Origin of the sequence: Gemmata obscuriglobus, from assembly GCF_008065095.1 — a bacterium.
GTDB lineage: Bacteria > Planctomycetota > Planctomycetia > Gemmatales > Gemmataceae > Gemmata > Gemmata obscuriglobus.
The window spans coordinates 178,122-192,764 of record NZ_CP042911.1; the positions used below are offsets into that span (position 1 = coordinate 178,122).

Genomic DNA, 14,643 nt, shown 5'->3' on the forward strand with positions numbered 1-14,643 from the left:
CTATTTCGTACCCGATGCGGCAGACCAATCATGGCGGGCATAAACCCGTATATTCAGAAGGCTTCGGCGCAGAAGGCCGCCCAGCCGTTCAAAGTCACGTTCGTGGACGAGGCGACGGGTAAGAGCACCGAAGTGGTGGTGGACCCGGCGACGTTTCCGTTCGGTAATATCGGTTTGGACGGAAGCGTGCTCGACATCGCCGACGGCGCCGGGATCGAGATTAACCACTCGTGCGGCGGCGTGTGCGCGTGTTCGACGTGCCACGTTCACGTTCAAAAAGGTGGGAGCAGTTGCTCAAACGCGACCGATGACGAAGAGGACGAACTGGATCAGGCTCCGGCGCTGTCGCCGGACTCGCGGCTGGCGTGTCAGTGTGTTCCCAACGGAACGCAAGATCTGATCGTGCTGATCCCGAAATGGAACCGGAACGAAGTGAAGGAAGGCCACCATTAGGCCGGTGCCGGCGCGCGACTGCCCTTTTTTCCGTCCCGACGTGGGGCTAGACTTCCTGACCGGTGCGTCCCGGTGCTGAGTTTCGGGCGCGACACGGCTCCGGCCGCGGAAGGATTCTCATGGCCACCGCCCCACCCAGCCCGAACGATTTGACGCGCCAGCAGCTTGATGAACTCGATGCCCTACTTCAGAAGATGCTGACGGTGCCGCTGGCGCCGGTCGATCCGCCGACCCAGACGGCACCTTTGCCCCCGCCGGTCCAACCGCCGGGGCCACCAAACTGGCGCCCGGAACCGCCGGTTCCGGCACCGTCTTTGGCTCATCTCGCGACGACTCAACCGCCCGCGACGCTCAAGTTTGAGCCGCCGGCGGTACAGACGCCTCCACCGCCCCCCACGCCGGTCGCGAAGGCGTCCCCCGCGCCCGCTCCGGCCCCGACACCTGTGCCGAAGCCGGTGGCCGCGGCTCCTGCGCCGAAGGCTCCACCGACGCCAGCGCCGAAGAGCGCTCCTGCACCGGCGGCGTCCGCACCGAAGCAAACGGTTCCGTCTCCAACGTTTCCGGCGTCGAAGGTTACTCCCGTTCCGGTGCCGAAGCCCGCGGCGCCACCAACGCCGGCTCCGGCACCTTCGGGGGCGGACGTTCCGGTGCCGCTTGCCGCGATCCCGTTCGTCGCTCTCAACGGTTTGTTCGACGGCATTTGCGAACTGTTCGGCCCGCCCGGCCGGCTCTTCCGTTCCGGTTTCTTCAAGAACCTGTACGGCTTCGCCGGGCTAGGGTTAATCGTGTACACCGGCTTGCACGTCGCACAATCGCAGGGGTGGTTGTCGCTGCCGGTGCAACTGCCCTGGCCGAAGTAGTGCCGCTTTCCGCAGGGTGAGGCGCGTCGCAGCGGCGTTGTCAGACGCCGACGAGGGCTCGTGAGTGAGGGCAACCGTCACCTTCACTCACGAGCCCTCGTCATTCGGTCACTTTACCGGCGGTAGCCCCAGCACCTCCACCGCGCGCTTGCCGGTCGGGGTTTCGGCGTCCATCTTCGTGCCCGGTTCCTGGTGCTTCCACTTCAAATAGCCCAGCGCGATTGGGGCGCCGAGTCGCGGCGAATCGCAACTCGATGTCACCAGCCCGACCTCGGCACCGTCGCGAAAGAGTTTCGTGCCGGCGGGCAGCGGCCCGCCTTCCAGAACCTTTACACCCAGAAACGCACGGTTCACGTGACCGGCGCGGTCGCGGGCCATCACGATCGGCTCCTGGCCCAGGTAGCACCCCTTCGAGTAGCTGACCGCGCGGGGCGCGAAGCCCACCTCCATCACGAAGCGGTTCTCGTCGATGTCCTTGCCGAACACCGGCGCCCCGGCCTCGATGCGGAGCGTCTCGAACACGTCGGGGCCGGCGGGCACCGCACCGGCGGCCGACAGCAGCCGCCGCACGCCGTCGGCCACGTCGGTGCGGCAAACGATATCGAAACCGGGCACGCCGAGCTGGTCACGCCGCCGCAGAGAGCACGTCGCGGTGCCGCCGAACGTCCGTTCCATGTGGGCGAATGGGGGCAGGTCCGGCACCGGTTCGCCGAGTGCCGTACCGAGGACCGCCGCCGCGCCCGGGCCGGCGAGGTGGAGCTGCGCGAAGTCCGCGGTGCGGTCCGCGATTTCGACCTGTTCGGAAATGAGGTAGCGGTCGAGGTACTGCACCAGTTCCGTGTTGCGGCCGGCGGTGGTTTCGACCCACATCGCGTGCCGGCCGTCGCTCAGCCGGATGTGGTAGATCCAGGTCTGGAACTTGACCTTGGCCCGCGGGTCGCAAAAGTACGCCTCACACCCGCCGCCGAGCGGGAGCTCCTTGGTGTCGTTGGTGCTCAGGTTGCCGAGGAACATCGGCGCGTCCGGCCCGGTCAGCACGAGCTTCGCCGCGGCCGACGTGTCGAACAGCGCCGCGCCGGTGACGGCGGCCTGGTACTCGGGCGGGCCGGACAGTGTGGAGGCAAGGTTCATCGCGCGGGTCCGTAGGTCTGTTGGCGTCACACGAGATTTTACGCACGCGGCCGAAAAAGCGGCCGCGCCATGTGTGCGAAGGTGTACTAGGGTTCGGACACGCCCGTTCCCTTTTCGTGGTCGCTTATGAGCACGCCCTCACCCCCGTCGTGTTCGTGCATTAAGTGCGGCGTGAGTGTGCTCGTGGGCCTGTTCGCGGTGTGGCAGCTCGTGGCGATTCCGGCCACGAACCTGATGCTGCTCGTGCCGCTCCGCCCGTCAGGGAGACCGCCCGAACCAAGCGCGAACACGCTCCAGGCGCGGGGGACGTTCACCGACAGTGAGCCGCTCCAGCGGACCGCCGAAGCCGTCGGTCGCGTGCTCGAGTTCTGGACCGAGGCTAGCGGGCAGGAGCAAGGGTGGTCGCTGTTCACCCCGGGGCCGCCGCCGTATTCGGTGTTCGTCGCGACCGAATTCCAGTGGGCTGACGGTTCCCGGGACACCCTCCTTTCGCGCTACGAGCCGCGCGACCTGACGCGCCCGCCGCTCCGGGCGCCGCTGATCCACTACCGGGACCACCACTTCGAGACGCAGTTCGTGTACCCGGTGTGGTACGCGAGCGCGGAGGCGATCGCGGAGCACCCGCAGGTGTGGACCACCCTGCCGGACGAGATCCGCGCGAGCGGGGCCGAGATCCGGGCGTGGCTCCGGGGGCGGCTGAGCGTGTACTCGGCCGCGAACCCGCACCGCACGCGCCCGACCACGGTCGTGTTGAAGCACCGCTACATCTCGACCCCCGATCCCAAGGAGCCGGCCGATGTGCCGCGCACGATCGAGGAGCGGCCGTACGCCCGGTGGCACCCGGATACCAACGAGCTGGAAGCGTTCGACGTGGTCGCGAAGCGGTTCGTCGCGGTGCGGGAGGGCAACCCTTGAGTGACCTGCGAGCGGTGGGCGTGCGGCCGTGGTTCCCCTGGCCGCTGTCGCGGTGGAACTGGTGGAACGAGCAAATCCCCGCGGAGCGGGTCGCGGCCCTGCGCGTCGCCACCGCGCTCGTGCTTCTGATCGACATCGGACTCGGGTACGCCCCGCACTTCACGAAGTTCTTTTCGCCCGACGCCGTGGGGGACCACCTGTACGAGAGCCGGTTCGGCGCCGATCACGCGTACTGGTCCGCGCTGCGCTGGCTACCCAAGGCGTGGGGCGCGCAAGCCCTGTTCGCGGTGTGGGTCGCTTCGGCGGTGGCCCTTCTTGTGGGCTGGCGACCGCTGCTGAGCGGGCTGGTGGCGTGGGCGTGCGCGGTTTCCGTGTGGAACTTCAACCCCGGGCTGCACAACGGCGGTGACCGGCTTCGGCACACCTTGTTCCTGATGACCGCCGTGAGTTGTTCGGGTGCGGTGTGGGGCGTGGCGTCGCTCCGCAATCGCACCGACCCGCGCCCGATCGTGGTTCCCGGGTGGCCGGTGAAGGTGCTGTTCGTACAACTCGCGTGCCTGTATTTCTTTAGCGGTTATTACAAGGTTCTCAGCCCGATCTGGCGGAGCGGGTACGTGATGTACTGGGCCTCGCACGACCTCGGGTGGTCGCTGTGCCCGGGAACGGCGAACCAGGTTCCGGTTTGGGCGCACCGGCTTTCGGCGCTGGTTACGCTCGGCTGGGAACTGGGATTCCCGGTACTGGCCGTTTGGCGCCTCACACGTGTGCCCACACTGGTGCTCGGGGTACTGTTCCACCTCGGCACCCTGCTCACGCTCGAAGTCGGCGCGTTCGCGCTGTACTCGATCGCCTGCTACACGGCATTCGTGCCCTGGGAGCGGCTCCGCGGTCGCTGCGGCGTCGCCTCACAGTCGCCCGCGGGGCCGTAACCTACACCCCGGGGCCGCGGTCGGTTACACTTCTGGGCAGCGTCGGCTGTGGTACCAGAGGTGCGACCAATGGCGGAGAACCCGTCCATGCCTGAGCCGAAGGCGGGTTTCGTCCCGTGGCTTGTGGGGCTGCTCGCCCTCTGGCAGATCGCGTTCATTCCGCTGGCGAACGCCTGGGAGTGGCTCCCGCGGCGCCCGACACCCGCCGACGACTACCCCGAGCGCAGCACCACCCAGCGCTGGGGCCGTTTCACCAACTCCGACACTCTGCAAGTGACGAGCGAACGCATCGGCGACGTGTTCGCATTCTGGGCCGAGGCGACCGGCCAGGACCAGGGGTGGAACATGTTCACCCCCGATTTCCCGCCGCACACGGTCGTCCCCATTGCGGAACTGAAGTTCGCGGACGGGCGTGCGGTGCGAGTGGAATCGCGGTTCTCGCCCGCAGACCCCGAACGACCGGGGATGCGGTGGCCCCTCGTCCACGATCGCGAGTTCAACTACGAGGCCAACATCACCATGCTCGGGTGGCACGCGACACCGGAAGCGATCGCGGCGCGGCCCGAGCACGGACGCGAACTGCCCGAGCGGGTGCGGGAGAATCACGAACTCCTCTCGCACTGGCTGGCGTGGAAGACGCGCGTTCACCTCCGCGCGAGCCCCGGTGAGGCGGTACCGGTCGAGGTCGTGTTGGTGTTTCGGTACATCCCCACGCCGCTTCCGAACGACCCGCCGGGCGCGCCGCGCCGGCCGTCGTTCGAGCGGCCCTTCGCGCGGTGGCGCCCGGGTGGGCCGCGCGCGCCAGGGCTGCTCCCGCTCGAAGGGTTCGACCCGGTTACGGAACGGTTCGTTGAGCTGAAAGTGGTGTCGCCGCCGTGAACGCGTTTCCCGAATCCGAGACGCGGTTCGTCGGGATCCAGCCCCGGCTCCCCGGTCCACTGAAACGCTGGGCGTGGCTACTGCGACCGGTCCCGGCCGAGCGCATGGCGGCGCTGCGCGTTGCGGTCGCGGTGGCGGCGCTGCTCGACATCGGCATTGCGTGCGCGCCGCAGTTCGCGACCTACTTCTTCGAGGACGGCTTGGGCGGCCCGAACGCGTACCCGTCGCGCTTTCGGAGCGGGCACTACTACTGGTCGCTGCTCCGCGTGTTACCCCCAACCTGGGGACCGGTCGCGCTCATGTCCGTGTGGGTCGTGGCGGCGGTTGCCCTGTTGGTGGGTTCGCGGCCGTTTGTGAGCGCTCTGGTGTGCTGGGCGTGTGCGGTGTCGTTCTGGAACATCAACTACGGACTGTGCAACGGCGGGGACCAGATCCGCAACTCGTTGTTTCTTGCGGTCGCGGTGGGGCGAACGGGAGCGGTGTGGGGCGTCGAGTCCGTGCGGCGCCGCGGGTTCGCGGGGCGGGTGTTCGTGCCCGGGTGGCCGGCGAAGGTGCTGCTAGTTCAGTTCGTGTGCCTGTACGTGTTTAGCGCGGTTTACAAGCTGGTGTCCCCGGGGTGGCAGACGGGGTACGTGATGTACTTCGTGAACCACGATCTGGAGTGGTCGCTGACGCCGAACCTGAGCCCGTACTTGCCGCCGTTCGCGCACCGGTTGAGTTCGTGGGTCGCGATCGGCTGGGAACTGGCGTTCCCGGTGCTGCTCGCGTTTCGGCGGACCCGCGTGCTGTGCTTGGTGATGGGCGTGGCGTTTCACATCATCACATTCCTGACGCTCGAAGTGGGGCACTTCGCGCTGTACTCGCTGGCGTTTTACGTCCTGTTCGTGCCGTGGGAGCTTATGCGAACCCGAAAGACGCCACGAAATGCTGATTTTTCAAGTGTTTCGTGGTAAATGGCTATGCGTCGTCAGCCTGTCAAGTTGTGTGTACAGACGATCAGGAGTGCACCGTTTTCCTGCGCGGCGACTGGCTCGCGAAGTTTCGCGACGGGAAGCGCATGAAGGTGGCCGGGGTGCTGCGCGTGATTCACCACGAAGCGGGGAACATCGGTGGGGTACTGATACCCGTTCGTTGAGTTTGAATGCCTGGAGTAACTTGCCGAAGCTCCCGTGCGCGATGCGTTCTTCTACCTCTTCCCCAGCTCGTACTAAACTCGGGTGCTTCAGCTGGCTGATTTCTGGCTCCAGTTGGGATCGGAGTCGATCGCGAACGACAGCCTCGAACACCGAGAACAGCACGAGTACCGCTAGGTCGTCGTGCTCATCGCTCACGACCTTGGCTTCTGTCGACATTTGCACGGCTTCCACGTGCCGGAGCACATTGTTTTGTTTGACGCGGGCCACCCACTCATCGGATTGCTCCCACGGGAACTCGCCCCAGAATTTGGCGATGTGCGTCAAGCGTTTCATCCCCTCGGCCACCGCCTGATACCAGCGCCAGGCGTCATTGAGGGTGCGCATCAGAACGACTCTCGAACAACCGCCTCAAACCGCTCCGCGTCCAGTGGGACGACATCGTTTCCGTTGACATTCAGCGGCTCGAACTTTTTCTGGGTGTACCACTTCCCGCCCGGAACAAATAGCACGTGCGCATGCCGAGCCCGCGGAGCTGAACCCCTCCCTGCGCGCGCACTGGTGTGGCTTGTCCCGGCAGACGGATCGTCGCGGCCACGAACCGGGCCATCGGCAGGAATCGCACGATTCGATCCACCAAGGCGAGCTTGAGAACCGGTACTTGGTAATCTCCGAACGCGAGTTCCTCGCCGGGGATCTTCTCGATCGTGCGGTCAATGAGGTTTTCCGGATCGCATACTGTCAGCCATTCTTGGAGCTGCCGGTACAAGCCGTTAAGCGCGTCGAGCCACTCTTGTAGGATCTCACCGCGCCGGAGCTTCTCTATTTTTGAGTTGCTCCGCTTCTGCTCGCAGGTATTCCGCTAGCACGCCCATACCGCGCCATCCTCTGGATTGCGCCACTTTACTTTCCCTCGCGGGCGTTGAACTCCAGCTTCCACTTCTGCTTGCCGTCGCGGGACTGGAGCCACAGTTCCAACTGTCCCACCGTCGTCACCTTGCTGTACAGGTGGACCGGCACCACCGTGCCGCCCGGCGCCGCGCCCGTTACCTCCAGGGTGGTCTTCACCGGCGCCAGTTCGTCGATCTGCCCTTCCCATTCCTCGACCACTGCGCCGGGCGGGTCCTCGCGGCGGACCGTCGAACCCAGGAACCGGAACTCCGCCTCCGTCCCGACGCGCACGCCGACTTCGTAGCTGGGCACGTCGGCCTCGGTGCCCTCTTCCATGCCGAACGGGGCGACACAAATCGCCTTGACCGGCGGGGCGAACCCCGGAACCGCGGGCATGTTCGTTTCCACGCCGATGTAATAGGAGCGGGCCGTCCCGCCCCGGATGCGAACCCCCTTCCCGCGCTTCACCAGGCCGTAGTACGCCGCCCCGCGGGCCACCGCCAGGTCCAGGTCCGCTCCGGGCAGCTCGCGCGTCGGCTCGGCGCCGGCGGCCCGCGCCCAGTCCCCGAGAACGCTCAGCAACCGGGTGCGGAGCGGGTCGCCCTTGAACACCCCGCCGTTGAACAGCACCGCCGCCGGGGTGCCGGTCGCGGTCGCGGGTGTCGGAGCCGGAGCGCCGGCCTTTTTCTTCTTTCCGGTGCTCGGCGCCTCGCGATTCGCCAGCGCCTCGGCCTGGCGCGAGAGGAACGACGCGAGGTGCCGCGTGATGCCCGCGTCCGCCACGTACGGTAGCCCCACCTCGGCCAGACCCGAGGTGCGGTTCAGGGCGGGGAGCGCGTCCCGCGGGCACTCCGGGAAGAAGCCGTCCACCAGCACCCGCACGACGTCCGCGCGCGTCAGCTCGTGCTTGATGCTCCCGCCGACGAGGCTCCGGCCCTTGCCCAGAACCGTGACCGGCGCGCTTTGCAGCTCGGGCCGCGCGAACAGCTCCTCCTTCGCGCCGCGGCAGGCGTAGGTGAGCTGAACCATCTGCCCGGCGTCGAGCCGCGCCCCCTTCGCGGCCAGCGCCTGCGACGCGTGGTACGCGAGGGTCAGGTCCATGTTGTCGCCGCCGAGCAGCAGGTGGTCGCCCACCGCCAGCCGGGTCAGCGCCAGGCTCCCGTCCTCCTCACCCACCTCAATGAGTGTGAAGTCGGTGGTGCCGCCGCCCACGTCCGCCACCAGCACCAGTTCGCCGACGCTCACCTGCTTGCGCCACTCGTCGCCGGTGCGGTCGAGCCACGCGTAGAACGCCGCCTGCGGTTCTTCCAGGAGGGTCAGGTTCTCGAACCCGGCGGCGCGGGCGGCCTCGACCGTCAGCTCGCGGGCCGCGGCGTCGAACGACGCGGGCACCGTGAGCACGATGTCCTGCACCTCGAGCCGGTTGTCGGCCACGTCCTTCGCGATCGAGTCGTTCCACGCCTCCGCGATGTGCTTCAGGTAGCGGGTGCTGGCTTCGAGCGGGGACACCTTCCGCGCGCCGGCGTCGGGCGCGCGGGTCGGCAGGATCGGGGCGCGCCGGTCCACGCCGGGGTGGCACAGCCACGACTTCGCGCTCGAAACGAGCCGGGTGGGCACCTGCGAGCCGAACGCCCGCGCGAACTCGCCCACCGTGTAATCGCGCTTGGCGTCCCAGGGCAGTTTGAGCGCCCCGGCCGGCTGCTCGCCCTCGCCCGGCAGGTACAGGAACGACGGCAGCAGCGGGCGCTCCTCGACGGCGCCCTGAGCCACCACCTGCGCGATGGGGAGCGTGACGACCTTCGCGTCCTTGCCGGCGCCGGTGTCCACGTATGCGAGGGCACTGTTGGTCGTGCCGAGGTCGAGGCCGACGACGAAGCGCGAGCTCATGACGGGGTGCTCCGAGTACGAATTAAACCAATTCTACCCGCCCGGCGGAACCGGATGGCCGTCGGCCGGTTCCAAACGTAGCTTGCGTTCAACCGTGCCCCCGTACCACCGGACTTTTGATTAACACCTTATGAGTATCGCACCCGCACCGGCCGGCACCTTGACCCCCCTTCCCGTGGGCCGGCTCGTCGGGGTCGGGGCCGTCATTTTCTTCGCGAACGCGGCCCTCCTCGTGCTGCAACTGGTCGCGGGTCGGCTGTTGAGCCCGTACATCGGCTCCAGCCTGGAAACGTGGACCGCGGTGATCGGCGTGTTCCTCGCCGGGATCGCGCTGGGGAACGCCTTCGGCGGGAAGCTGGCCGATCGCTATCCCACCCCGAAGACGCTCGCGGTGCTGCTCGCCGTCGGCGGGCTGACGGCCCTGTGGATGATGCTGTTCCCGCAACTGCTCGGCGCCACGGGCCTGCACAAGTCCCTCCCGCTCGGGCCGCGCATACTGATCCTGGCCGCGGCCCTGTGCCTGCCCGCGGGATTCGTGCTGAGCCTGCTCACCCCGCTCGCGATCAAGCTCGGGCTGCCGGACGTGGGGCACACCGGTCGCGTCGCGGGCGTCATCTTCGCCCTCAGCACGCTCGGGTGCCTCATCGGGAACTACGTGACTGGGTTTTACCTGATCCCGGTACTCACGATCAACGCGCTGGTGCTGGCGGCGGCCGGGGGGTTGTTCGCCCTCGCCGGCGTGGCACTGGCGATGGGGCGCGCTGCGTCGGCCGCCCCGGAGGGAGAGAAGGGGGAATCCGATTCGTCGGTGGCGGGGGCGCCGCGGATCAACCCGCACGCGTTCCCGAGCATCGCCCGGGCGTACCTCGTCGTGTTCCTCGCGAGCTTCTGCGGAATGACGCTCGAACTCACCGCGACGCGGATGCTGGCGCAGCAACTGGGGGTGTCGCTGTTCACCTGGACCGGCGTCATCGGCGTGATGCTCGCCGGCACCGCGCTGGGGAACTTCGTCGGCGGGCAACTCGCCGACGGGGTGAATAAGCCCGGGCGGGGTTTGAACCCGCGCCTCGCGCTCGGCTGGACCCTGTGCGGTGCCGCGGGGTCGGTGGTCCTCGCGCTGCTCGTCTACGCGGTCCTCTCGCGCACCGAGACGTACGCGAACCTGGACGCGATCACCCAGGTGCTCGCGTGGACCTTCAGCCTGTTCTTCTTGCCCATGTTCCTGTTGGGGCTGGTGTCGCCGCAGGTGATCCGGCTCGCGGTTCCCGACGTCGCGCACGCGGGCCGGGTCGCGGGGCGCGTGTACGCGTGGAGCACCGCTGGGGCCATCGTCGGGACATTCGCCACCGGCTATGTCCTGCTTTCCACTCTGGGGATGCGGAACACGTTACTTCTCGCCGGCCTGATTCTGATCGCCACCAGCATGATCGTCGCGCGGGTGTGGGAGAACAACTCGCTGCTGTACCTGTTCAGCATCGTCCTCGGGGGCGTGGTCGGCGGGTTCATCCTGGGCATCCGCAGCGCCAACGAAGAGGGGTTGGTGGCGCGGGTCGAATCGAACTACTACACGATCAAGGTGACCGAGGTGGAAGGCGACGAGCCGATCCGGAAGCTCACCCTGGACCACCTGATCCACTCCAGCGTGAAGCTGCTCGACCCGTCGTACCTGTACTACGAGCACGAGCACATCCAGATGGAGTTCCTGCGCCTGGCACGGACCGACGCCCCGGAGCCGAAAGCGCTGGTGATCGGCGGCGGCGGGTACACGTTCCCGCGGTACGCCCAAGAACTCATGCCCGAATCGAAGATCGACGTGGTGGAGATCGACCCGAAGGTCACGCAGGTCGCGCGCGAGCACCTCGGGCTGCATGACTACCCGAACATGCGGGCGATCCACATGGACGGCCGGCAGTTCGTGGCGGAGCAGGTGCCCGTCGGCACCTACGACCTCGTCATTCAGGACGCGGTGAACGACCTGTCGGTGCCCGCACACCTGATGACCAAGGAGTACAACGACGCGGTCAAGGTGGCGCTGAAAAAGGACGGCGTGTACCTGCTCACCATCATCGATTCGGTCGGCTACGGGAAGCTGTGGAAGGCCGCAATGGCGACCCTGCGCCAGTCGTTCCCGCCCGAGAACGTGGTGCTGCTCACCGCGGAGGGCCCCGCCCCGGGCGAGTCGATCGACGCGTGGGATAAGAACCGGCGGGTGCTGGTGATCTACGCCTCCGACAAGCCGTTTAACTTCACGGACCTCAGCAACGTGGTCGCCGCGCAGCTCCCGTCGGACGTGCGGTTGCGGAAGATCGGTGGCGCGCTCGGTTTCGATATGGGGTTCGTTGAACTGCCCGGCGGCGGACCGGTTCCGTACACCGCCCGGTCGATGGTGGCGGAGCGCGCCGAGTACCTGCGCCGGCTTCGGATCTTCACCACCGTGGTTCCCGCGGACCGGCTCAAGCCGTACACCGACCGCGAAGCCGGCGTCGTTCTGACCGACCAGTTTTGCCCGATCGATAACCTCATGGCCGAGGTGTTCCGCCAGCGGAACAAGCCGTAGCAACAGCCAAGAAGAAGAGGATTGGCCGCAAACGGAAATTACAGACGAATGCGGAAGAGGATTGGCCACAAAAAAGCACAAAGGGCACAAAAGGAAACCACAGACGAAGACGAAGGAGCAAGTTCAAACTCTTCTCTATCTGCTTTGGTTTCCTTTTGTGCCCTTTGTGCTTTCTTGTGGCCAGGCCATTCACGGTGGGCTACTCTTGTTTACGTGCCTTAATTTTTGTCCGGCTGCTCTTCCGTTCGTCTTCGAGTAACCGGGCGGTCGAGACATGCGGGCTATTGTCGTTGATGCGCGGGGGCTTCTGTTTCGTCGGTTTACGAGGCGGTGCCTTCTGGACCTTCTTCAGGTTGATCTTCGCGGCCCAGTCCCGAAGCTGCGGGGCCAGTTGGTCGGCCGAGAGGGTACCGAACACGACCCACTCGGCCGGAGGGAGGGCGATCATCATGCCCGGGTACACGGTGGCCCATTCCAAGGCCACGTAGTACCCGGATACATCCTTCTGCACCGTGTCCGCTCCGTGTACCGCTCGCATTGCGGCCTTGAGCACCGCGAGCACGTTGTACCCCACCACCGCCACCGCGAACCCGAACAGGGCCGCCTTCGGATACCCGAGCGTGTTCACCTCGCACCGCAGCGCCACGGTCAGCTCGTGGAACGCGCCTTCGATGGCCCACCGCCCCCGATACACGACGGCCACCACCACCGCGTCCGCCTCGTCCTCCGGCAGGTTGGTCAGGATCTCGATCTCCGCGTCCCCGTCTCCGGTCGGATGATCCAACCGCACGCGCACGCACCGTACCCGCAGCACCGGCTCACCGCCCACGCACACCCACACCGGTCGCTCGCTCACCCACCCGGTCGCGGTGCGCACGTCCGGGGTCCATTCCCCGGCCGGGTCGAGTGTGGTGTTCCCGTGTCGGCGGATCGCGAAGAACGCGCCCCGCTGATCGATCCGGGACACGAACTCGGCGGTGCAGAAGTTCCGATCCGCGACCCACACCTGGTCCGGTTGCACCAGCGGCACCACCTGATCCAAAAGAGCCCGCTCCTGGGTGTGACCGTCCTCGCATGGGATCAGGTCCGTGATCCGCATCTGGGCCGGATCCAGAACCGCAAGGACCAGCCCCGGGAGCGGTCCGGCGGTGCGCCCGCGGGTCACCCGGAGCCGCTTCTGGGTGGCCCCCAAGTGATTCCCGTCCAGAACCCGAACGGCCCGGCCGGACAGCACCGGCGAGCGCTCCCCACCCAACTGCTGGATCAGCTCGTGGCACCGATCCGCCACGTGCCGCACCAACGCGGCCGACACCGCCGGCTCAAGATGTTGCAGCTTCTCGTACACCGACTTCAGGGACACCGGGATCCGGTCCGCCATCTGCTGATACGCCGATTGCACATGGTGCGCCTTACCGCACACCACCGCGCTCATCAGCTCCACCACCGTGGAGAACAACAGCTCCCGAGTGTACCCGCGCTCCGCCACCCGTGCGAACAACGCATCCAGAGCCGAAGCCGACAGCGCGTGTTCGATCGTGGCACGGGACATGACGCTTAATGGGCTCTCGTTCATGAATCGCTCGAACACGGCGCCAAGAATCATGAGCCCGTCCGTCCGTAGAGCACACTAATCGTTCCCTGGAAACACCTTACAATTACGGACGGCACCGTGAATGGCCTGGCTTTCTTGTGGCCAATCCTCTTCCGCATTCGTCCCTTGTGGCCAATCCTCTTCTGCCCTCACTCACAGCACACGACTGACGAGGCACTTGAGGTAGCCGGACTCGCGGCACGTCACCGCGACCGGGTGGTCCGGGGCGGGGCCGCGGCGCTCGACGATCTGCACGTCCCGCTTCGCCTCGACGGCGACCTGCGCGAGCATCTCTTCGAGGTCCAGCATGGTGATCAGGCCGGTGCAGCAGCACGACACCAGCACGCCGTCCGGGGCGAGCAGCTTCAGCGCGAGCTGGTGCAACCGCCGGTAGCCCTTGAGCGCCTCCGGGATCGCCCCCCGGTTCCGGGCGAACTTCGGCGGGTCCAGCACCACCACGTCGAACTTCCGCCCCGACGTGGCGAGCGTGCCGAGGTGGTTGAACACGTTCACGCGCTCGAACGCCACGTTTTCGAGGCCGTTGAGGGCCGCGTTCCGGCGGGCCAGTTCCAGCGCCGGCTCGGAGCCGTCGAGGCACAGCACCTCGGCGGCGCCCGCGCGGGCCGCGTGCAACCCGAACCCGCCCGAGTAACAGAACGCGTCCAGGAACCGCTTTCCGGGGGCCAGACGCGCCACCGCGGCGCGGTTGTCGCGCTGGTCGAGGTAGTAGCCGGTCTTTTGCCCCTCGGTGAGGTTCACCAGGAACCGCATCCCGTTTTCGAGAATGCTGAGGTCGGGCGGGGGCGGCTCGCCCCAGAGCAACTGGTCGTGCAGCTCAACGCCTTCGAGCTTGCCGACGCCCTTTTCGGTGCGCAGGTAGATGCCCTTCGGGTTCAGCAGCTCGCGGAGCGCGGACACGATCGTCTCGCGGCGGCTCGCGATCCCGAGGGCCGTGAACTGCACCGTGAGCCAGTCGCCGTAGCGGTCCACCACCATGCCCGAGAGGTAGTCGGACTCGCTGAAGCAAACGCGGTAGCCCGCGTCCGGCCCGTTCAGCTTCAGCACGTCGTGCCGCAGCCGGAGGGCCGTCGCGAGCCGGTTGCGGAAGAAAGCCTCGTCGAGCGGAACGTTCTCTTCCCACGAGTACAGCCGCACGTGGATCTTCGACTGCGAGTTGAACAGCCCGCGGGCGACGAAGTTGCCGCCGTGCGACACCAGATCGACCTCGGCGCCGTCGGCGGGCGCGCCCTCGACGCGCTCGATCGCCCCGGCGAACACCCATGGGTGGCGCCCGAAGAACGGCTGCGCACGCTTGGCCTTCAAGATCACTTTCGCGGACATGATTCCCCCAAAAGGCGATCGGGGGGCGTGAGCCCCCCGAGTTCGCCGACGGTTTTTCGGTCACACATAACATCAG

At 67.0% G+C, this 14,643-nt stretch carries 13 protein-coding genes; 7 read left to right on the forward strand and 6 right to left on the reverse strand.

Annotation, left to right across the window (positions count from 1 at the left end):
• Window positions 1–30 precede the first annotated feature (30 nt).
• Window positions 31–453, forward strand: a complete 423-nt coding sequence (locus GobsT_RS00800) for a 2Fe-2S iron-sulfur cluster-binding protein (RefSeq protein WP_010048371.1) — start codon at window positions 31–33, stop codon at window positions 451–453.
• A gap of 119 nt (window positions 454–572) precedes the next feature.
• Window positions 573–1,313 carry a hypothetical protein gene (locus tag GobsT_RS00805; RefSeq protein WP_148087560.1) on the forward strand — a complete coding sequence of 247 codons (741 nt, stop codon included), beginning with the start codon at window positions 573–575 and terminating at the stop codon, window positions 1,311–1,313.
• Between the two features lie 108 nt (window positions 1,314–1,421).
• On the opposite strand, the gene GobsT_RS00810 is transcribed toward GobsT_RS00805, so the two are convergent.
• On the reverse strand, window positions 1,422–2,444 hold the full coding sequence (locus GobsT_RS00810) for a YgfZ/GcvT domain-containing protein (protein ID WP_010046249.1): 1,023 nt from the start codon (window positions 2,442–2,444) through the stop codon (window positions 1,422–1,424).
• 171 nt (window positions 2,445–2,615) lie between these two features.
• Here GobsT_RS00810 and GobsT_RS00815 point away from each other — a divergent pair, with 171 nt between their 5' ends.
• The 4 genes from GobsT_RS00815 to GobsT_RS00830 all read left to right on the forward strand — a co-directional run bounded on the left by GobsT_RS00815 (window position 2,616) and on the right by GobsT_RS00830 (window position 6,120).
• Complete coding sequence (locus GobsT_RS00815) at window positions 2,616–3,359, forward strand: hypothetical protein (RefSeq protein WP_148087561.1); 744 nt, start codon at window positions 2,616–2,618, stop codon at window positions 3,357–3,359.
• On the forward strand, window positions 3,356–4,288 hold the full coding sequence (locus tag GobsT_RS00820) for an HTTM domain-containing protein (protein ID WP_010046247.1): 933 nt from the start codon (window positions 3,356–3,358) through the stop codon (window positions 4,286–4,288). The genes GobsT_RS00815 and GobsT_RS00820 overlap by 4 nt, the downstream gene beginning before the upstream one ends.
• An 87-nt stretch (window positions 4,289–4,375) precedes the next feature.
• Window positions 4,376–5,167, forward strand: coding sequence for a hypothetical protein (locus GobsT_RS00825; RefSeq protein ID WP_029601156.1), 792 nt, complete (start codon window positions 4,376–4,378; stop codon window positions 5,165–5,167).
• Window positions 5,164–6,120, forward strand: a complete 957-nt coding sequence (locus GobsT_RS00830; protein WP_010046245.1) for an HTTM domain-containing protein — start codon at window positions 5,164–5,166, stop codon at window positions 6,118–6,120. Before GobsT_RS00825 ends, GobsT_RS00830 begins: the two co-directional genes overlap by 4 nt.
• On the opposite strand, the gene GobsT_RS00835 is transcribed toward GobsT_RS00830, so the two are convergent.
• From GobsT_RS00835 to GobsT_RS00845, 3 genes are all read right to left on the reverse strand, one after another.
• Entirely contained in the window at window positions 6,103–6,687 is a 585-nt protein-coding gene (locus tag GobsT_RS00835) for a hypothetical protein (RefSeq protein ID WP_148087562.1), read from the reverse strand. The genes GobsT_RS00830 and GobsT_RS00835 overlap by 18 nt on opposite strands.
• A gap of 70 nt (window positions 6,688–6,757) precedes the next feature.
• Window positions 6,758–7,069, reverse strand: a complete 312-nt coding sequence (locus GobsT_RS00840) for a hypothetical protein (protein ID WP_148087563.1) — start codon at window positions 7,067–7,069, stop codon at window positions 6,758–6,760.
• Window positions 7,070–7,203: 134 nt separating this feature from the next.
• On the reverse strand, window positions 7,204–9,078 hold the full coding sequence (locus GobsT_RS00845; protein ID WP_010046237.1) for an Hsp70 family protein: 1,875 nt from the start codon (window positions 9,076–9,078) through the stop codon (window positions 7,204–7,206).
• A 130-nt stretch (window positions 9,079–9,208) separates the two neighbouring features.
• Here GobsT_RS00845 and GobsT_RS00850 point away from each other — a divergent pair, with 130 nt between their 5' ends.
• The gene (locus tag GobsT_RS00850) at window positions 9,209–11,635 is read left to right on the forward strand and encodes a fused MFS/spermidine synthase (RefSeq protein ID WP_109571359.1); all 2,427 of its coding nucleotides are present in this window, start codon (window positions 9,209–9,211) and stop codon (window positions 11,633–11,635) included.
• 199 nt (window positions 11,636–11,834) lie between these two features.
• On the opposite strand, the gene GobsT_RS00855 is transcribed toward GobsT_RS00850, so the two are convergent.
• Both GobsT_RS00855 and GobsT_RS00860 read right to left on the reverse strand, forming a co-directional pair.
• A complete protein-coding gene (locus tag GobsT_RS00855) occupies window positions 11,835–13,238 on the reverse strand; it encodes an IS4 family transposase (protein WP_010034508.1) in 1,404 nt (467 codons plus the stop codon).
• A 141-nt stretch (window positions 13,239–13,379) separates the two neighbouring features.
• Window positions 13,380–14,567, reverse strand: a complete 1,188-nt coding sequence (locus GobsT_RS00860; protein WP_010046231.1) for a class I SAM-dependent rRNA methyltransferase — start codon at window positions 14,565–14,567, stop codon at window positions 13,380–13,382.
• Window positions 14,568–14,643: the final 76 nt, after the last annotated feature.